At 70.4% G+C, this 18,963-nt stretch carries 19 protein-coding genes; 14 read left to right on the top strand and 5 right to left on the bottom strand.

The annotated features are described in order from the left end of the window. The first annotated feature begins 521 nt into the window (after window positions 1–521). The 5 genes from nrdR to M2302_RS02985 all read left to right on the top strand — a co-directional run bounded on the left by nrdR (window position 522) and on the right by M2302_RS02985 (window position 8,496). The gene (nrdR, locus tag M2302_RS03005; protein ID WP_154942834.1) at window positions 522–1,010 is read left to right on the top strand and encodes a transcriptional regulator NrdR; all 489 of its coding nucleotides are present in this window, start codon (window positions 522–524) and stop codon (window positions 1,008–1,010) included. A 65-nt stretch (window positions 1,011–1,075) separates the two neighbouring features. Next, window positions 1,076–3,964, top strand: coding sequence for a vitamin B12-dependent ribonucleotide reductase (locus tag M2302_RS03000; RefSeq protein ID WP_280836538.1), 2,889 nt, complete (start codon window positions 1,076–1,078; stop codon window positions 3,962–3,964). A gap of 191 nt (window positions 3,965–4,155) precedes the next feature. Next, entirely contained in the window at window positions 4,156–5,598 is a 1,443-nt protein-coding gene (locus M2302_RS02995; RefSeq protein ID WP_280836420.1) for an SAVED domain-containing protein, read from the top strand. Window positions 5,599–5,691: 93 nt separating this feature from the next. Continuing rightward, entirely contained in the window at window positions 5,692–6,720 is a 1,029-nt protein-coding gene (locus tag M2302_RS02990) for a cyclic GMP-AMP synthase DncV-like nucleotidyltransferase (protein ID WP_280836419.1), read from the top strand. Window positions 6,721–6,750: 30 nt separating this feature from the next. Continuing rightward, on the top strand, window positions 6,751–8,496 hold the full coding sequence (locus M2302_RS02985) for a ThiF family adenylyltransferase (protein ID WP_280836418.1): 1,746 nt from the start codon (window positions 6,751–6,753) through the stop codon (window positions 8,494–8,496). 227 nt (window positions 8,497–8,723) lie between these two features. On the opposite strand, the gene M2302_RS02980 is transcribed toward M2302_RS02985, so the two are convergent. Together M2302_RS02980 and M2302_RS02975 are read right to left on the bottom strand one after the other, a co-directional pair. Further along, the gene (locus tag M2302_RS02980) at window positions 8,724–8,924 is read right to left on the bottom strand and encodes a DUF397 domain-containing protein (RefSeq protein ID WP_280836417.1); all 201 of its coding nucleotides are present in this window, start codon (window positions 8,922–8,924) and stop codon (window positions 8,724–8,726) included. 18 nt (window positions 8,925–8,942) lie between these two features. After that, the gene (locus tag M2302_RS02975; protein WP_280836416.1) at window positions 8,943–9,794 is read right to left on the bottom strand and encodes a DUF5753 domain-containing protein; all 852 of its coding nucleotides are present in this window, start codon (window positions 9,792–9,794) and stop codon (window positions 8,943–8,945) included. 305 nt (window positions 9,795–10,099) lie between these two features. Between M2302_RS02975 and M2302_RS02970 the strand changes: the two genes are divergently transcribed. The 4 genes from M2302_RS02970 (at window position 10,100) to M2302_RS02955 (ending at window position 11,691) form a co-directional block, all read left to right on the top strand. Next, window positions 10,100–10,279, top strand: coding sequence for a hypothetical protein (locus tag M2302_RS02970; protein ID WP_280836414.1), 180 nt, complete (start codon window positions 10,100–10,102; stop codon window positions 10,277–10,279). After that, the gene (locus M2302_RS02965; protein WP_280836413.1) at window positions 10,276–10,494 is read left to right on the top strand and encodes a hypothetical protein; all 219 of its coding nucleotides are present in this window, start codon (window positions 10,276–10,278) and stop codon (window positions 10,492–10,494) included. The genes M2302_RS02970 and M2302_RS02965 overlap by 4 nt, the downstream gene beginning before the upstream one ends. Next, on the top strand, window positions 10,491–10,676 hold the full coding sequence (locus tag M2302_RS02960; RefSeq protein WP_280836412.1) for a hypothetical protein: 186 nt from the start codon (window positions 10,491–10,493) through the stop codon (window positions 10,674–10,676). Before M2302_RS02965 ends, M2302_RS02960 begins: the two co-directional genes overlap by 4 nt. A gap of 79 nt (window positions 10,677–10,755) precedes the next feature. Then, a complete protein-coding gene (locus M2302_RS02955; protein WP_280836411.1) occupies window positions 10,756–11,691 on the top strand; it encodes a DUF2332 domain-containing protein in 936 nt (311 codons plus the stop codon). 85 nt (window positions 11,692–11,776) lie between these two features. On the opposite strand, the gene M2302_RS02950 is transcribed toward M2302_RS02955, so the two are convergent. Further along, complete coding sequence (locus tag M2302_RS02950) at window positions 11,777–12,094, bottom strand: TraR/DksA C4-type zinc finger protein (protein ID WP_280836410.1); 318 nt, start codon at window positions 12,092–12,094, stop codon at window positions 11,777–11,779. 440 nt (window positions 12,095–12,534) lie between these two features. Then, a complete protein-coding gene (locus M2302_RS02945) occupies window positions 12,535–13,101 on the bottom strand; it encodes a dihydrofolate reductase family protein (protein ID WP_280836409.1) in 567 nt (188 codons plus the stop codon). Between the two features lie 208 nt (window positions 13,102–13,309). On the opposite strand from M2302_RS02945, the gene M2302_RS02940 reads away from it, so the two are divergent. From M2302_RS02940 to M2302_RS02925, 4 genes are all read left to right on the top strand, one after another. Next, on the top strand, window positions 13,310–14,860 hold the full coding sequence (locus M2302_RS02940) for an alpha/beta hydrolase (RefSeq protein ID WP_280836408.1): 1,551 nt from the start codon (window positions 13,310–13,312) through the stop codon (window positions 14,858–14,860). A 50-nt stretch (window positions 14,861–14,910) separates the two neighbouring features. Beyond that, window positions 14,911–15,153, top strand: a complete 243-nt coding sequence (locus M2302_RS02935) for a DUF5522 domain-containing protein (RefSeq protein ID WP_179803716.1) — start codon at window positions 14,911–14,913, stop codon at window positions 15,151–15,153. 119 nt (window positions 15,154–15,272) lie between these two features. After that, on the top strand, window positions 15,273–16,544 hold the full coding sequence (locus tag M2302_RS02930) for an MFS transporter (RefSeq protein WP_280836407.1): 1,272 nt from the start codon (window positions 15,273–15,275) through the stop codon (window positions 16,542–16,544). A 152-nt stretch (window positions 16,545–16,696) separates the two neighbouring features. After that, entirely contained in the window at window positions 16,697–17,245 is a 549-nt protein-coding gene (locus M2302_RS02925) for a hypothetical protein (RefSeq protein ID WP_280836406.1), read from the top strand. A gap of 82 nt (window positions 17,246–17,327) precedes the next feature. Here the strand turns inward: M2302_RS02925 and M2302_RS02920 are convergent, their stop codons facing one another. After that, entirely contained in the window at window positions 17,328–18,011 is a 684-nt protein-coding gene (locus tag M2302_RS02920) for a metal-dependent transcriptional regulator (protein ID WP_280836405.1), read from the bottom strand. A 94-nt stretch (window positions 18,012–18,105) separates the two neighbouring features. On the opposite strand from M2302_RS02920, the gene M2302_RS02915 reads away from it, so the two are divergent. Beyond that, entirely contained in the window at window positions 18,106–18,963 is an 858-nt protein-coding gene (locus tag M2302_RS02915) for a sulfurtransferase (RefSeq protein ID WP_280836404.1), read from the top strand.

Raw genomic sequence — 18,963 nt, 5'->3', positions numbered from 1 at the left:
TCGCGGGGCCGGGCCCGACGTCGTGCGACGCGCCCGGTTGTTCATGACCGTATAGGTGGGATCGGTCATTTTCAAACATCTGTACGACCTGCCGTCGGCGTGTCGACGCGGTAATGCTGGAAACTCGAACGCGCGTTCTGATAAATGGTACGTCGTCGTCGAACTCCTGTTCGACTCGCCAGGTGCTTTCGCGATGGCCGTCCGTTTCCCGCGTCCCGCCCGGACGGGCAATAACCTCCCGCGTGCCGTGCCGTTGGGGATGTCGGCGGGCGGCGCACGGACGGGTTGCCAGGTGACGCGCCGGACACGCCGCCAACTTGACCACTGCTCGTCGGCGGCATACGGTCGACCCCTAGATGTAGTAGTCACACGGGCGTAAGTTGCCTACAGGTTGGGTTCGACTACCGACCGCACTCCCGTACCGTCGACGACGGCGACGGCCACCGACGGTGGCCCCGCCGGGCCGACGCGTGCCCGGAGACGGTCGGCGGGCGCCCACGGTCGATCAAGGAGGTCAGGCTATGCGGTGTCCGTACTGCCGACACGCCGACTCCCGGGTGGTCGACTCGCGGGAGGCCGACGACGGGCAGCTGATCCGTCGTCGCCGCTCCTGCCCGGAGTGCGGCAAGCGGTTCACCACGGTCGAGGAGGCCGTGCTCGCGGTGGTCAAGCGCAGCGGGGTGACCGAGCCGTTCAGCCGGACGAAGATCATCGGCGGGGTGCGCAAGGCGTGCCAGGGCCGGCCGGTCGACGAGGACTCGATCGCGCTGCTGGCGCAGAAGGTCGAGGAGACCGTGCGGGCGAAGGGGGCCGCCGAGATCCCGAGCCACGAGGTGGGGTTGGCGATCCTGGGCCCGCTGCGGGACCTGGACGAGGTGGCCTACCTCCGCTTCGCCAGCGTCTACCGGTCCTTCGACTCGCTCGCCGACTTCGAGCGCGAGATCGAGACGCTGCGGGCCGCCGCGCGCGCCCGCGCCGACGCGGTCGAAGCCGCCGGCCGGACCAGTTGATTTTCGAGTTTCTGACAGATGAACGACGCGCGGTGGGTGACCGCGCAGACGAGGGGGCGGATGAGATGGCGGGGGACGGCGTGACAACCAGTCGGTCGCGGGCAGCGAAGAACGGCGCGGTGACCGGGCTCAAGGTGCAGCGGGTCTGGACGACCGAGGGCGTGCACCCCTACGACGAGGTGACGTGGGAGCGCCGCGACGTCGTGATGACGAACTGGCGGGACGGCTCGATCAACTTCGAGCAGCGCGGGGTGGAGTTCCCCGAGTCCTGGAGCGTCAACGCGGCCAACATCGTGACCACCAAGTACTTCCGGGGCGCGGTGGGGACCCCGGAGCGCGAGTGGTCGCTCAAGCAGCTGATCGACCGGGTGGTCACCACGTACCGCAAGGCCGGTGAGGAGCACGGCTACTTCGCCACCGCGGCGGACGCCGAGGTCTTCGCGCACGAGCTGACCTGGATGCTGCTGCACCAGGTGTTCAGCTTCAACTCCCCGGTCTGGTTCAACGTCGGCACCCCGTCGCCGCAGCAGGTCAGCGCCTGCTTCATCCTCGCGGTCGACGACTCGATGGACTCCATCCTGGACTGGTACAAGGAGGAGGGGCTGATCTTCAAGGGCGGCTCCGGCTCCGGCGTCAACCTGTCCCGGATCCGTTCCTCCCGCGAGCTGCTCTCCTCCGGCGGCACCGCCTCCGGCCCGGTCAGCTTCATGCGCGGCGCCGACGCCTCCGCCGGGACCATAAAGTCCGGCGGCGCCACCCGGCGCGCGGCCAAGATGGTCATCCTCGACGTGGACCACCCGGACATCGAGGAGTTCGTGGTCACCAAGGCGCGCGAGGAGGACAAGATCCGCGCGCTGCGGGACGCCGGCTTCGACATGGACCTGGGCGGCGCCGACATCGTCAGCGTGCAGTACCAGAACGCCAACAACTCGGTCCGGGTCTCCGACGAGTTCATGACCGCGGTGGAGAACGGCGGCGGCTTCGACCTGCGCGGCCGGCTCGACGGGCAGACCATCGAGACGATCGACGCCAAGAAGCTGTTCCGCACCATCTCCCAGGCCGCCTGGGAGTGCGCCGACCCCGGCCTGCAGTACGACGACACCATCAACGACTGGCACACCTGCCCGGAGACCGGGCGGATCACCGCGTCGAACCCGTGCTCGGAGTACCTGCACCTGGACAACTCCTCGTGCAACCTGGCCTCGCTCAACCTGATGAAGTTCCTCCGCGCCGACGGCGGCTTCGAGGTGGAGAAGTTCGTCCGCTCGGTCGAGTTCGTCATCACCGCGATGGACATCTCGATCTGCTTCGCCGACTTCCCGACCGAGAAGATCGGCGAGACCACCCGCGCCTACCGGCAGCTCGGCATCGGGTACGCCAACCTGGGCGCGCTGCTGATGGCGTCGGGCCTGCCGTACGACTCGGAGCAGGGCCGCTCGGTCGCCGCGGCGATCACCTCGCTGATGACCGGCACCGCGTACCGCCGCTCGGCCGAGCTGGCCGGCATCGTCGGCCCGTACGAGGGCTACGCCCGCAACGCCGAGCCGCACAAGCGGGTCATGCGCAAGCACGCCGCCGCCAACGACGCGATCAAGCCGGCCGGCACGGTCGCCACCGCGATCCAGCGGGAGGCCACCAAGCAGTGGACCGTGGGCAACAAGGTCGGTGACAAGTTCGGCTGGCGCAACTCGCAGGCCAGCGTGCTCGCCCCCACCGGCACCATCGGCCTGATGATGGACTGCGACACCACCGGCGTCGAGCCGGACCTGGCGCTGGTCAAGTTCAAGAAGCTGGTCGGCGGCGGCTCGATGCAGATCGTCAACCAGACCGTGCCGCGCGCCCTGCGCAGCCTCGGGTACCCCGAGGAGCAGGTCGAGGCGATCGTCGAGCACATCGCCGACCACGGCCACGTGGTGGACGCCCCCGGCCTCAAGCCGGAGCACTACCCGGTCTTCGACTGTGCGATGGGCGAGCGCTCCATCGCCCCGATGGGGCACGTGCGGATGATGGCGGCGGTCCAGCCGTTCATCTCCGGCGCCATCTCCAAGACGGTCAACATGCCGGAGCAGGCCACCGTCGAGGACGTCGAGAAGATCTACTTCGAGGGCTGGAAGCTCGGCCTCAAGGCCCTGGCGATCTACCGGGACAACTGCAAGGTCGGCCAGCCGCTGTCGGTGGCCAAGCCGAACAAGGCCGTCGAGTCGGCCCCGGCCGCCGTCGAGACCGCCGCCCCGGCGGTCGAGAAGGTCGTCGAGTACCGGCCGGTGCGCAAGCGGCTGCCGAAGAAGCGCCCGTCGGAGACGGTCAGCTTCTCCGTCGGCGGGGCCGAGGGCTACCTCACCGCGTCGTCCTACCCGGACGACGGCCTCGGCGAGGTCTTCCTCAAGATGTCCAAGCAGGGCTCGACCCTGGCCGGCGTGATGGACGCCTTCTCGGTGGCCATCTCGATCGGCCTCCAGTACGGCGTGCCGCTGGAGACGTTCGTCAGCAAGTTCACCAACATGCGCTTCGAGCCGGCCGGCATGACCGACGACCCGGACGTGCGGATGGCCGCCTCGGTGATGGACTACATCTTCCGTCGCCTGGCCCTGGACTTCCTGCCGTACGAGCGCCGCGCGGAGCTGGGCATCTTCACCGCCCAGGAGCGGGCCGCCCAGCTGCGGGCCGAGGCCGAGGCGGAGAGCGCCGGCACCGACCTCACCGCCATGGCGTCCTCCGCGCCGGTGGAGTCGCCGGAGACGAAGACCGGTCCGGTCGCCCAGCCGGCCCAGGAGGTCGCCGACGTCGCCGCCGCCAAGCCGGCACCGGCGGTGGGCTCCTCCACCGAGCTGCTGGAGGCCGTGATCGGCAAGGCGGCCGACGCGCCGCTCTGCTTCACCTGCGGCACCAAGATGCGCCCGGCCGGCAGCTGCTACGTCTGCGAGGGCTGCGGCTCCACCAGCGGCTGCAGCTGACGTCGAGTCTCACCTGTAGGCGACAGGATTCTCGCGAATAGGCGACAGGGGGTGCGGGGACCAGGCACTGGTCTCCGCACCCCCTGTGTCTTCTGACGTCACACGTGCACGACGACTCCTGCACCGCGAAGGAGTTGGCCCCACTGCCCGACTGCGGAGACAAAGGTTTCACGGGCTACCTAGGAGTGAGCATGCCGCTCCACCTTCCGGACCTAGACCCCACCACCCGGCACTACATGCTCCGCGACTTCGACAACGAGCAGGCCGAGCAGTCGTTCATCCCGGCAGGTCTCAGTGCCCATGCCCAGGTCGAGGCCCTGTTCAAGAACTCATCGACGTCTACTGACACCCCTGCATCAGTTGAGGTCCGAGGCTACTCGGGGTCGGCCTCCAGAGTGCGGACTCTAGCTAGCCGTGCAGCGACGAAGCGCACAGTCTTGTCAGACCCTCCCCATACCGTCGAAGACGTGGCGCAGGAGCGGGTCAGGGACACCTCGGTCAAGCGAGGAAACATCAAGGAGCCGGTACGCCTCGCCGTCTGGGCGAGGGCGGCGGGGTGCTGCGTCATGTGCTCCGCGAACCTGCTTGGCAGCCGTACGTATCTGCACAGCGTCACGGTGGGCGAACTAGCGCACAACGTGGGCGCGACCGCCACCCCTGGCTCCCCGCGCGGTCTCTCCGAAGACATCGCAGACCGGGAGGCGGAGGAGAACCTCCTGCTGCTCTGCCACGCCTGTCACCGCCTGATCGACAACGAGGACCACGCTCCGTACTTCACCACCGAACGGCTCCGTGCTCTCAAGAAAGAGCACGAGGACCGCGTCCGGGTGGCGGCGACGAGCGGAGGTCTGCGGCGGACCGCGGCTGTCCGTGTCGGGGGACTGGTGCGCGGTGTCACCGCCTTCGCCTCTCGCCGGCAGACGGCCGATGCACTCCTAGCCGATGGATACCTCGGCCTCACAGACGGCCGCTGGGAAGGGGACTTCCGGTGCCACATCGCCGGTGACCCCAGCCGCTCCTCCTATTGGATCGCTGCACAAGAAGAAATCGACCACACGCTACGACTCGTCGAGCAGTCCGTTGCAAGCGGCCACGTCGACCATCTGTCGATCTTCGCCATCGCCCCCGTCCCGCTCCTCGTGTGTCTGGGCTCCCGGCTCGATGACAAGACCGACACCCGGCTATACCAGAAGCACCGTGACGGCGACCAAGGCTGGCGCTGGGACAATGCTGCCCCCATCTACGACTTCACCACCAGAGGCACCATCGGTTCGACCCCGAACAAGGAGGTCGTCATCGCCGCCTCCCTGACCGCCGAAGTCCAGAAGACGAACCTCCCGGAGCCACTCCAGGGACTGCCCTACTTCGAGATCCGTCCCGAGGCCGACCGGTTCGGGCCAACCCTCTTCGCGCACCCAGACACCCTGCGGAACTTCGCCGACCGCTGGCGAAGCCTGCTGGCTGAGGTGGAGACGGCGTGCCCCAAGGCTACGAAGTGGCATCTCGTCGCCGCCGCGCCACTGACCCCGGCCATCGAGATGGGTCGAGCCTTTATGCGCCAAGCGCAGCCACCGATCGACGTGTACGAGCGGCAGAAGGGCACGTACACACCCGTGGTTCGAGTGAACACGTGAGCACACCCACCGCTCGACCGCGCCTACACGCTTCTGGCCGGACGGGAGACGCTGGTCCCCGTTTCGCCAACCACCATCACCGGGGGGAGCCCGATGAAGCACGTCGACTACTTCGACAACTTCCTCAAGAACACCGTCAACCTCAGCCAGTTCAACCTGGACAAACTCGCCGACCGCGTCGACGCCATCTACAAGGCCCTCAAGGCTGACCCCGACCTCGGCCCCCGGATCATCAAGAAGATCCCGCAAGGCTCCTGGGACCAGGAAACCATCATCAGCCCGCAGAACGGCAAGCCGTTCGACGCGGATTTCATGCTCCAGATGCACGAGGAAGACGACTGGTCAGACGACGTCCAGCAGTACATCAACGCCGTCTACAAGGTCATCCACAACCACTCAATCTACGGCGACATGCCGCACAACCGGAAGTGCCGCTGCGTCTACGTCGAGTACGCCAACAACAAGATGCACGTCGACATCGTCCCGTACGTCATCCTCGCCGACGGACGCCGGGTCATCATCAACCGCGACGACGAGAAGTTCGAGGCGACAAACCCTTCCGGCTTCACGCTATGGATGAAGGACAAGGACAAGATCACCCACCGCAACCTGCGCAAGGTGATCCGGCTCCTGAAGTTCCTCCGAGACCACAAGAACTCCTTCACCGGGACCAAGTCCATCCTCATCACCACCCTGCTCGGCGAGCAGGTCGCGGAGTGGAAGAAGATCGCTGATCCCGGCTACTACAGCGATCTACCGACCGCCCTGCTGCACATGGTCTGTGACTTGGACGAGTGGCTCCAGGCGCGCCCTGACAAGCCCTCCATCGCCGACCCGTCGAACTCCGGCGTCACCTTCGACCATCGGTGGTCCCAAGAGACCTACTCCTACTTCCGGGACCGGATCCACGCCCACGCCGCCGAAATCGACGACGCTTACCACGAAATTGACGAAGAAACCAGCGTTAAGAAGTGGCAGGGCCTCTTCGGCGACAAGTTCCAGGCGCCCGAGACATCGTCGTCGAGCAGCAAGTTCGGCGACGCCGGAGGGGCGGCGGGCGCCACTGGCGGCACGGAATCGCCGAGCACGTCTTCGTCCGGACGCTCCGGCCGAGCCGGATAGAAGATCGCCACGAGACACGACAGGCGGCCGGTGGGCAAGAAGAAGCGCGCGCAGTTCACGGACTGGCAGGAGTCTGCCGTCCGTGAACTGCGCCGCGTCGAAGCCGCCTTCCCGGATGACATCCAACTTGTCGGCCGTCCCAAGCCGAACGGTCTGGGAATCGTCGTTGCGCGCATTCGCCTGCGAACCGGCGGCCTGCCCCGTGCACGGCACGGCCTCCCGCTGCGCGAACACGAGGAGTTCCTGCTAGGCATCGGGCCGAACCGACTCTCGCCACCACTCATCGAAGTGGACCACGACCGGTTCCTCGGTCACCCCCATGTCCTTCTCGGTCAGCGGCTATGCACCTACCTGGACCCCTCGCGGGAGTGGAACCCCCAGCGAGGATTCGCCAGCGCAATCGACAGGCTGCACGACTGGCTCCGCGATGCCGCAGCAGGCCGGTTCAAATCCGACACAGCCCTGTTCCATGCGGTCGGGGGAGTGCTCCACCGCACGCCGGGAACCCCAACCGTCGTCGTCCGCAGTTCAGGCAGGCCGATCAAGGCACAGCGGGCGTTCCTCACCCTGCGCTCGACGCACCGGCACGACCTCCACTACGAAGGCAACAGACTCGATCAACACCGGACTGTCGTCTTCGACGTGGCCGAACCCCTGCCACTCGGTGCGGGCTCTCAACTGCACGACCTACTCGTCGTTCTGAACACCGCTCCGACCCGCGGCAGCTTCTTTGCGCCCCGCGCCGACCCTCAGTCGCCCGCCTTCCTCACGGCGCTCGCGGCTGCCGCCACACGAAATCCTCAGGGCACACCGCAGACTTTCGTGCTCACAATTCCCCACCCCACCGGCGGATCGCCGCATCTCCTCGCTGGCCGCATTCCCGCCTCCGCCGCAGATGAGCTCCGCCGCCTCGTTCGGCGACGGCGCGCCCCCCTCATCAACATCAAGTCCGAGATGCTCGACGATCAGATCCCCGTGGAGTGGTGCACCGTGTCCGACGAGCGAGAAAGCGTCACGACCCGACGCGACACCAACCGTCCAGTCAACGCCTTCCACGGCAAGACCGTCCATATCTGGGGCTGCGGCGGCCTCGGATCCTGGATCGCCGAGTTCATCGCCCGAGCGGGCGCCAAACGCCTCATCCTGTGCGACCCCGGCATCATCACCGGAGGACTGCTGGTCCGGCAGAACTTCACCGAGAACAACATCGGTGAAGGCAAAGCCGAAGCCCTTCGACAGCGCATCACGGCCATCCGCGACGACATCGATGTGGAGGCCCACATCACCCGCTACCCCAACGACCTCGCAACGCTGCTCCCAGCCGCGGATGTCATCATTGACGCCACTGTCTCCCGAGCGATCGGCCAACTGCTCGATGACCTGGCCACCAGCACCCCTCGGCCACTCCTCGCTCAAGCCGCCACAGATGCCGGAACCAGCACCCTCGGCCTGCTCACAGTCAGCGACCGCACCAACCCGAACGGACCCCACGCCATCGACCAGGCCGCCGGCGCGATCGTCATGGGCGCCGGTGGCCTGGAGCCGTTCCACACCTTCTGGAAAGAGGTCTCCCCGCGAGACGAACTCGTCCCGACCCGCGGCTGCTCCATCCCCACCTTCCACGGCTCAGCCGCCGACCTCGCCGCCGTTGCCGCGAGCCTGACCTCCATGCTCGGAAGCCACCTGGCAAGCACTGAGCCGGTATCCGGGACGCATCTCATCGGCCTGCCGCACTCACCCGCAGGGCCTTTTCGTCGGTTTATCCCAGCGACCTAGCGCCAGCAGGTGTCGTCGGGACCGCTGATACTCCCGCCGGCCCCGACCTGAGGGCGTTGGGATGCGCCGCTACTGGCGTTGCCTAAGCAGGGAGTCGAAGACGTCCGCTGGCTCAGGCTGTGCGGTCATAGTCCGGGACGGCGGGCCCGGAAATGCAGGCACTCCGGCTTGCTGGCTTGGCCTGTCTTCGGGTGGCGGTGCGATCTCATGCGGTGCGCTGCCAAGCTCTATCTGCCGGTGAGCCTGGTGGGGATCTGCCGGATGAACCTGTCCCAGGTGGCTGCGGTGAAGCCCAGCATGCCTCCTGCTGGATTCTTGCTGTCACGAACCAGGATGCTGCTTCCGAGGCTCGCGACCTCGACGCATGCGCCGCCGTTGTTGTCGCTGCGGCTGGACTTGCGCCAGACCGGGCGATCCGAGGTCTCCATGACCACCCCCTAGGTCTGTCACCGCTTTATATCGTCCGCCATCCGCAGGATGAGCTTGCGCGACTCTACCGGCCCGAGAGCGGCTGCCCGGAGGCGGTCCCACAACCGAGTGTAGGCCCGCACCGCGTCCGGCCGATCGAGGTAGTCGGCGTCAGTGAAGGTCTCGACGTAGATCACGTCCGACGCCGCGTCGTCCCCGAAGCGCAGGATGATGAAGTTGAAGGACGCCGTCTCGTAGGTCTGCGCGGCGAACGGGAAGACCTGGAGCACGACGTTCGGCTGCTTGCCAACCTCCGCGAGGTGAAGTAATTGGTTTCGCATCGTCGCTGCGTCCCCGATGCTTCGCCGCAGCGCCGACTCACTGAGGATGAAACTGACCTCTGGCCCGCTGTCCTGTTGCAAGATCGCCTGTCGCTCCAGACGTACGGCAATCTGCCGGTCCACGTCCTCCGAAGCCGTCCGTGGCTGGGCCGTGGCATTCATCGCGCGGATGTAGGGCTCGGTCTGGGGGATGCCAGGGATGACCTCCGGCTGGTACCAGCGGATCTCCGACGCGTCGCCCTCCAGATCGAGGTACTGACGGAACCAGTCCGGCACCGCGTTGCGGTACGTGCTCCAGCGGCCGCGTTGGCGTCCCGCTCGGGCGAGTTCCCGCAGCGGCTCGGCCTCGTCGCCCGTGACCCCATACAAGTCGAGTAGCAGGTTCAGGTCGGTCAGTTTGATGCCCGACTGTCCAAGCTCAAGCCGGCTGATCTTGCTTGCTGCAGCGTCGATGACGGCGGCGGCCTCGTCCTGCGTCTTGCCGGCACGCTCACGTGCTCGCTTGAGAGCGAGACCAAGCCGGCGCCGCTGGATCGTCGGATTGACCATCGGCTGATTATCGCCCCTTCAGAACAGTCGATGACGACACGCCGCGTAGAGGTTCCCAAAGTAGAAGTCCAACTTTTATCTTCAGTGGGCTTCCAAAATAGGAGTCTAGATGGGGCCAGGATGAGGCAGCGCGTGTCGTACGACGAGTACCTACTCGCGGCCGCCCTCACCCTGGCGCGTCGCCACCGTCCGGTGTGGTCGTGGCGGCGTTGGCGGCGCATCTGTCGTTGCGGCGGAGATCTGCCCTGCCGCACCAGGCACCGCATCCCGATTCGTCGAGGCCACTGGCCGGGGGAGGAACAACCATGACGGAGCATCAGGTTGACCAGATCCTGTCGATGCACCTGCCCGGCGCCGACGGCCTGTGCGCCGGCTGCCGGTCGTGGTGGGCCCGACTGGCTCCGTACCCCTGTTATCAAGCGGAATGGGCGGCTGGCTGGCGTGCACGCGCCATCACCCGGCGCTTCCTGGACGGCCTGCCGTGACGACGCACGGCCCGGTCCTGCCGATCTGGAGCTGCGGCGGCTGCGGCGGCCCGTGGCCCTGCACGACCCGGCGCCGGGAGCTGCGTGCCGAGTTCGAGGGCGCCCCGGTGTCGCTCGCGCTGTACATGGGGTCCTACCTGGTGTGGGCGGCCGAGGACCTGACCTGGATGCCGGCCGGCCTGCTGCACCGGCGGTTCCTGGGCTGGGTCCGGTGAGCGTGATCCGGGGCGGCGACGAGCGGTTCCACTACAGCGACGGCTCGCACCGGTGGATCCCGCCAGACCCGGACGACGACCAGGAAGCCTGGGAGGCGATGGTCCGCCAGCATCAGGAGCGGCACCTCGACGAGCTGCGGAGCCGAAAGAAGGGACCGCGAACTCCTCGACCTAGCGGGTGAACCTGGTCAGCCTGGTGGAAAGGCTCAGTCGGGCGACGCCCAGCACGCGTCGTACTTCCAGGACTGCGATCATCGAAAGATGACCATCGCCGCGAGCTACGCCGAGTTCGCCGCGCGCGAGGCGCGCGGGGTGTCGCCCGGGTACGAGCGCCTGTCCCTCGCCGTCTCGCGCGACGAGGAACTGCTCGCCCTGCTCGGCACGCTGCCGCCGGGCAAGCGGCAGCCGAACCTGCTGTTCGGCGTCGTGCGGTGGCTCGGCGGGCCGGTCGCCGATCGGGCCGCGTTCCGCGAGTTCACGGTGGCGAACTGGTCGGCGGTCGAGGCGGAGCTGCGCACCCGGGCCACCCAGACGAACGAGCCGGGGCGGTGTGCCGTACTGCTGCCGGTGCTCGCCGCGTTGCCGCAGCCGCTCGCGCTGCTGGAGGTCGGCGCGTCCGCCGGGCTCTGCCTCTACCCCGACCGGTACGCCTACCGCTACGGGGAGCACCTGCTCGGCGCGGGCGAACCGGTCTGCGAGTGCGCGGTCACCGGGATGGCGCCGCCGAACCGCCTACCCGAGGTGGTGTGGCGGGCCGGCCTGGACCTGAACCCGCTCGACGTGACCGATCCCGCCGACGTCGACTGGCTCGACGCCCTCATCTGGCCAGAGCACGAGCACCGCCGCGCCCGGCTGCGGGCGGCGGCGGCCGTCGCCGCGGCCGAGCCGCCGCTGCTGGTCCGCGGCGACCTGGTGGACGACCTGCCGGCACTGGCCGCGCGGGCGCCGGCCGGGGCGACGCTGGTGGTGTTCCACACCTCCGTGCTCTACCAGGTGCCGGCCCCGCGGCGGCAGGCGTTCGCCGAGGTGGTCCGCGGGCTGCCCGGCCACTGGATCTCGAACGAGGCCCCGGAGGTGCTGACCCACGACGGGCTGCCGGAGCCGCCGGGCGAGGCGCTGTACAACGTGCTGGCGCTCGACGGGCAGCCGCTTGCCTGGACCCGCTCGCACGGGCAGGCGATGACCTGGTTCGGCTGACCTGGACTCGCCGGGTGCCGCGGCGGTCGGCCGAAGCCGGACGAGCGTGGGCTGCCGCGTCGGTGCGGCAGCCCCGCCCGGTACGTCAGCGCTGCTTCTGCTGGCAGGGCACGCAGAAGCGGGCGTGCGGGAGCACCTCCAGGCGTTCCTGGGGGATCGGCCCGGTGCACCGCTCGCAGATCCCGTACCGGCCCTCGGCGATGCGCCGCAGTGCCCCGGTGATCTGCTCCAGGCTCTGCCGGGTCCCGGCGAGCAGCGCGTCCCGGGTGTGGGCCTCGGCCGGATCACCGGTGTCGGCGGTGAGTTCGGTCAGCCGGGCGGTGTGCATCTCGAAGTCGGACGTCAGGGTCGACCGCAGTTCGTCGATCCAGTTCTGCTGGCTCGGCTGGATGTGCGTGGTCATGGCGTAGCTCCTCGGAAAAAGAAAAAAGGGCCGAAGCTGTGGAAGCTTCGCCCTGGTGGCCGTTCACGTGGTGTGCACCGGTCCAGGAGGGCTACGTCCGGCGGGACTCGGCAGGCCGGGGGCGACCGAGCCGGCGCGCGACGGCGCGACGGCGACTCGCACGACGCGGGTCGCCACGGTGACCCGAAGGGCAGGCCGGCGGACAGCAGCGGGCGCCGCCGTCGTGCTGACGGCGGTGCTCTCCTGCTGCCCGGACAGACGCATGTCGCCCACCATAGGCCGGGCCGACGGGAAAGCCAACGCCCTTACCCGGGGCCCTCCCGCCCTCTCGCCGGGGCGGCGCCGCCCGCCGGTGCGGTCGCTGCGTCCGGGCTCGTCGGCCGCCGATCTGCACCGGACCGGGTCGCCCCACAGGTGGGGTGGCGAGCTGGCCGATCGCGTCAGGCCCGGGCGCGCTCGTGCCGCAGCAGGACGACGCCGTTGCCGAAGGTGCGGGTCCCGGTCAGGCGCAGCGGCTGCCGGTCGCCCGACGCGGGGAAGAGTTGGCGGCCGTCGCCGAGCACGACCGGGTGGACGTAGAGCCGGTACTCGTCGACCAGGTCGTGCCGCAGGAAGGTGCTGAGCAGGTCCGCCCCGCCGAGGGCCAGGTCGCCGCCCGGCTCGGCCTTGAGCCGCCGCACCTCGTCGGGTACGACGTCCCGGACCAGGGTGGCGTTCCAGTCGACCGTGTCCAGCGTCCGGGAGTAGACGATCTTCGGCATGTCCCGCCAGATGCCGGCGAACTCCACCACCGGGGCGGTGCTGGCCGGGTCCTGGTCGGCGGTCGGCCAGAATTCGGCCATCAGCTGGTAGCTGCGTCGCCCGTTGAGGAAGCCGCCCATGGTGCGCAGCTCGGCGTTGAAGTGCCGGTGCAGCTCGTCGTCGACCTGGTGCCACCCGAGGTCGCCGCCGGGGCCCTCGAAGAACCCGTCGAGCGACACGCTCAGGTGTACGACGATCTTCCTCATCTGCCGTCCTTCCACAGTCGAACCCCCGTCGGCGTCCAGCATTCCGCAGCCCTGCGACACGATCGATCAGGTCGGCCGGGATGTCCCGGGTCCACTCTCGCCGATTGCGGGCGCCGCAGTACGCGGTGGGTCACCACGACGGGACAGCCGGTGAGCCTGATCTTCACTAGGCTGGCGGTCCAACCGACTTCGGCCCCGGCGAGGTGTCATGGCGCAGCCGTCGTTTCCCCGTACCCGCCTGCTCCTGGCCCTCGCGGCCCTGGCCCCGGTCGCCTGGGGCCTGGTCGTCGGCTGGTGGACCCCGCGCGGCCCGGGTGGAAACGTCGACGCCGTCAGCTCCGTCCTGGTCAGCCTCGCCGTCGGGCTGCTCGCCGGCTGGCTCAGCTGTTCCCGCTGGTCGATGCTGGCCGCCCCGGTGCTCTTCGCGGTCGCCGTCGAAGTGGTCCGGATGCCGCTGCGCGGGCCTTCCGTGGACGCCCCGCACCTGAGCGGCTTCGGCCTCGGGGCGCTGGTCCTGGGCCGGGGCCTGCACGGCCTGCTGACCCTGCTGCCGCTGCTGGTCGGGGCGGCCTACGGCGCCGGGATCGCCCGTCGCACCGCCACCCGGGCGGACCGCCCGGCCAGCGACGACGACCGTCCGCTCGCGACCGGCCCGGACGACGTGGCGGGCGGCGGGACCCGTCCGTCCGTGCCACGGCATCGGCTGCGGGTCTGGCTGGGCCGAGGCGCGGTCGGCCTGCTCGCCGCGTTCCTCCTGCTGGTCACGGTGGCGGTGGCGCTGCCGGCGAGGACCGCACCGATCGCCGGCGGCGTCGCCGAGCTGACCACGGTCCGCAGCGGCGACCGCGAGCTGGGGCTGATGCTGCGCGGGGCGGACGCCGGCGCGCCCGTCCTGCTCTTCCTGCCCGGGGCGCCCGGCAGCTCCGAGATCGGCGCGGTACGCCGGCACCTCGCCGGGCTGGAACGGCACTTCGTGGTGGCCACCCTGGACCGGCGCGGCGCGGCGAAGTCCTGGGCCGCCTTCGCGCCCTCGTCGACGTTCACCCTGGACAGCGAGGTCGCCGACGCCGTCGCCGTGGTCGACCACCTGCGGCAGCGGTTCCGGCAGGACAAGGTCTACCTGATGGCGCACTCCGGCGGCTCGCTGGTCGGGGTGACGGCGGTGCAGCGGCACCCGGAGCTGTTCCGGGCGTACGTGGGAGTCGGCCAGGCGGTCGACCTGCGCGCGGCCGACCGCAGCCAGTACGCCGACACCATCGCCTGGGCCCGCCGCACCGGCCGGTCCGACCTGGCGCGGCAGCTCACCGACCTCGGCCCGCCGCCGTACGCCGACATGTACACCTACGAGCCGTTGCTCGCCAACGAGACGGGCGCGTTCGACCACGACCGCACCGGCACCAGCGAGGGCCGGGACGGCGCGGTCACCAACCTGGACGTGCCCGAGTACACGCTGCTGGAGAAGGCGCACGTGCTCGGCGGCACGCTCGACGGTTGGGACGTGCTCTACCCGCGGCTCCAGGACCTCGACCTGCGCCGCGAGGTCCGCCAGCTCCAGGTGCCGGTGTACCTGGTGGACGGCGTCCACGAGGTGCCCGGCCGGTTGGTGCTGGCGAGGCAGTGGTACGCGCAGCTCCAGGCGCCCCGCAAGGAGCACGTGGTGCTCGACGGCGCGGGGCACCGGTCGCTGTTCCAGCGGCCCGGCCCGTTCGTCGACCTGCTCACCCGGGTCCGTGCCGAGACCGGCCCGCCGGGCGTGTGACGGCGGTGACGGGTGGCGGGAGACGGCGGACGGCTTCGTAGACTGCGCCGGTGGGTGCAGAGCGGCGACCGTTGGCGGACCGACCGTTGACCGAGCCGCACCCGTCCCGGCTGCCGCCGGAGCATCCCGACCGGGAGCGGATCCTCGCGGCCCACGCCGCCGCGCTCGCCGCCGGTGAGGCCGGCTACCTCGACCCGGCCAGCGGGCTCTTCGTGCTCAGCGCCGGCTTCCTGGCCCGCCGGGGCACCTGCTGCGGGCGCGGCTGCCGACACTGCCCGTACGTCGACGACTGACCGCCGGCCAGGCGATATTCGGGTGCCCGCACCGGTGGCGCCGCCTAGGTTGGGTCGGCCGAGCCGCCGGTTCGGTGCCGGCCCTCGTCGGCCGTCCCGCCGCGGGAAAGTGGTGACCCGTGACCCGGCAACTGGCGACCGTCGCGCCGGAGCGGCCCCGCCGCGCCGGGACGCTCTGGCGTAGCCGGGACTTCGCCCTGCTCTGGGGCGGTCAGACGGTCAGCGAGGTCGGCACTCGGATCTCCGGGGTGGCGGTACCGCTGCTCGCCGCCGACACCCTGCGCGCGAGCGTGTTCCAGGTCTCCCTGCTGACCTTCCTGGCGTGGCTGCCGTACCTGCTCTTCTCGCTCCCCGCCGGCCTGCTCGCGGACCGGGTCGATCCGCGGCGGCTGATGGTCGCCTGCGACCTCGGCCGCGCCGCGCTGCTGTTGTCGCTGCCGGTGGTCGCCCTGGTCGGTCGCCTCACCCTGCCCTTCCTGTACGTCGTGGTCGGGCTCTGCGGCGTGCTGACCGTCCTGTTCACCGTGGCCTACAAGAGCACCCTGCCCCGGCTGGTGCCGGCGGACCGGCTCGTCGAGGGCAACGCCCGGCTCACCGTCAGCCAGGACGGGGCCCAACTGGTCGGGCCGACGGTCGGCGGGGCGCTGACCGGGCTCGTCGGCACGGCGTGGACCTTCCTCGGCACCGCGCTGGCCTTCGTGGTCAGCGCGGTGACGCTGCTGCTGATCCGGCAGCCGACCGCCGCCCGACCCGCCACCGGCGATCGGGTGCCGGTGCGGGTCGCCCTCACCGAGGGGCTGGGGTTCGTCCGCCGGCAGCCGATCCTGGTGCGGATCCTGGCCTGCTGCACCGCGTCCAACTTCTTCGCCATGGCGACCAGTTCGCTGGAGGTCACCTACCTGGTGCGGGAGCTGCACGCCTCCCCGGCGGTGGTCGGCGTGGTGTTCTCGCTCGGCGCGGTCGGCGGGCTGGTCACCGGCGCGTTGGCCGACCGGCTCTCCCGGTGGCTCGGTTCGGCGCGGGTGATCTGGGTCGCGATGGCCGTCCCGGGGCCGCTCTACCTGCTGGTGCCGCTGGCCCGGCCCGGCTGGGGCCTGGCGCTCTACGCCGTCGGCCTCGCCGCGTTCTCCGCCAACGCGGTGCTGTTCAACGTCGCCATCCTGTCCTACCGACAGCGCATCACCCCGCCGGAACTGCTCGGCCGGGTCAACGCCTCGTTCCTGTGGATCTGCTTCGGGGTGGTGCCGCTCGGCGCGCTCTTCGGTGGGACGCTGGGCAGCCAGTGGGGGCTGCGGCCGGCGCTGGTCCTGACGGCGTTGGGGACGTGGAGCGCGGCGCTGTTCGTGGTGTGCTCGCCACTGCGCCGGATGCGCGACCTGCCGCCGGCCTGAAGAGGCCGGGGTGACGCGGCGGTCGCGGACCGCGACCCTCGACGAGGGCCCGCCTCGGGTACGCGCCGAAGGACTTTCGCGTCGGCACGGTTGCCCGTACGGTGTCCGACGGACATCCGGCGGGCCCCCGCCGACGATCGCGGAGGTTCCCCGTGCACGCCCGGATCTGGCTCACCGCCTCAGCCGTCCTGCTGACCACCGGCTGCGGCGCCCAGCCCCGACCGGTGGCCGTGCCGGCGGTGGACCCGGTGACGGTGGAGGTGGCCGCCGCCTCCTCGGGCGGCGCGTGCCGGCTGCTGGACTTCGCGGTGATCGAGGAGCACCTCGGCGTCCGGTTCGACGTGGCCGCCGCCAGCGACAAGGGCGACACGCACACCTGCGTGGTCCGCGCCGAGGGGGCCACCCTGCCCGAGCTGACGCTGACCGTCACCGACACCTCGATCGACGTGCCGACCTTCAACGCCGACGTGCTGCCGGACGGGGCGGCCAAGGTGTCGAAGCTGGGCCAGGCCGCCTACCGCCGCACCCTCGCCAAGACGGCGAAGCACGGTCCGGTCGCCGAGGTCGGCTGGCTGGCCACCGAGGACCGGTTGGCCACCCTGCAGTGGACGTGTGAGCGTGGCGCACCGAAGGCCGAGGCCGAGGAGCTGACCGGCAAGCTGGTCGCCCTGGCGAAGAAGATCAACACCCGGGCCAGGTGAGGCTCGGGGCAGGGCGCGTCAGGGAAGCGGGCCGCCCGCGCGCTCCGAGGCGATGGCCCCGGAGCGCAGGCGGCCCGAGCCGTCAGTGGGCGGCGACGAAGACCCGCGAGGCGACCTCGCGGGGCAGTCGGACCCGTTCGCCCGAGCGGTCGATGAACACCCCGTCCCGCTCCTGCGCGACGGTGACCGTGGCGCCCGGGTCGACCCCGGCGGCGTGCAGCTGGCGCAGCACGTCGGCGTCGGTCTGCACGCTCTCGCAGATCCGGCGGACCACGACCGTCCCGGAGAGACCGGGGAAGGCCAGGTTGCGTTCACCCTCGACCGTGTCGGCCGCGGGCTCCGGCGAGCCCAGCTCCTCCAGCCCGGGGATCGGGTTGCCGTACGGCGAGCGGGTGGGTCGGTTGAGCAGGTCGTAGACCCGCTTCTCGACGGCGTCGCTCATCACGTGCTCCCACCGGCAGGCCTCCTCGTGGGCCTCCTCGTAGGGCATCCCGATGACGTTGACCAGCAGCAGCTCGGCGAGGCGGTGCTTGCGCATCACGGAGACGGCGCTGTTGCGACCCCGCGGGGTCAGCGTCAGGTGCCGGTCGCCCTCGACGGTGAGCAGCCCGTCGCGCTCCATCCGGGCGACGGTCTGGCTGACGGTGGGCCCGCTCTGGCGCAGCCGTTCGGCGATCCGCGCGCGCAGCGGCGGCACACCCTCCTCCTCGAGCTCGAGGATGGTGCGAAGGTACATCTCGGTCGTGTCGACCAAATCGTGTTTCACGTCAGCCCTCCGGTGCACGATGCTACCCCGCGGCCCCGACAATGGCCGGTGCCGAACCGCCAGGTCGCTGCCCGGATGGTGTTGACTGGTCGCCATGTCCGGAACTCAGGAGCCGCTGATCGAGGCCGAGCAGCTCGCCGCCGCGCTCGCCGAGCCCGACCCGCCCACCCTGCTCGACGTGCGCTGGCGGCTGACCGGCCCGCCCGGCCGCGAGGACTACGCCGCAGGTCACCTGCCCGGCGCGGTCTTCGTCGACCTGGACACCGCGCTCTGCGGGCCGCCCGGCGCCGCCGGCCGGCACCCGCTGCCCGACCCGGCCGCCCTGCAGGCCGTGCTGCGGGCCGCCGGCGTCCGCGCCGGTCACCCTGTCGTCGTGTACGACGGCGGCGACGGCATGGCCGCCGCCCGCGCCTGGTGGACCCTGCGCTGGGTCGGGCACCGACCGGTACGGCTGCTGCACGGCGGGTGGCCGGCCTGGCTCGCCGCCGGCCTGCCCATTTCCACCGAGGTGCCCGCCCCGCCCCCGGGTGACGTGACCGTCCGCCCCGGCGCGCTGCCGGTGCTGGACACCGCCGCCGCAGCGGCGCTCGCCGCCGCCGACGAAGGCGTCCTCCTCGACGTCCGGGCCGCGCCCCGCTACCGGGGCGAGACCGAGCCGATCGACCCCGTCGCCGGGCACGTGCCGGGCGCGGTGAACCTGCCCGCCCCGGAGTACGTCACCGAGGGGCGCTTCCCGGCCGCCGAGGCGCTGCGCGAGCGGTTCGCCGCCGCCGGGGTGACCGAGGGCACGCCGGTCGGGGCGTACTGCGGATCCGGGGTGACCGCCGCCCAAGCGGTGCTCGCCCTGCACCTGGCGGGGCGACCGGACGCCGCGCTCTACGTCGGCTCGTGGAGCAACTGGGTGGCCGACCCGGACCGGCCGGTGGCCACCGGCGAGACACCACAGCGCTGA

It is taken from the genome of Micromonospora sp. A200, from assembly GCF_029893845.1.
Classification (GTDB): Bacteria; Actinomycetota; Actinomycetes; order Mycobacteriales; family Micromonosporaceae; genus Micromonospora; species Micromonospora purpureochromogenes.
This window is presented reverse-complemented; position numbering and strand designations above follow the sequence as displayed.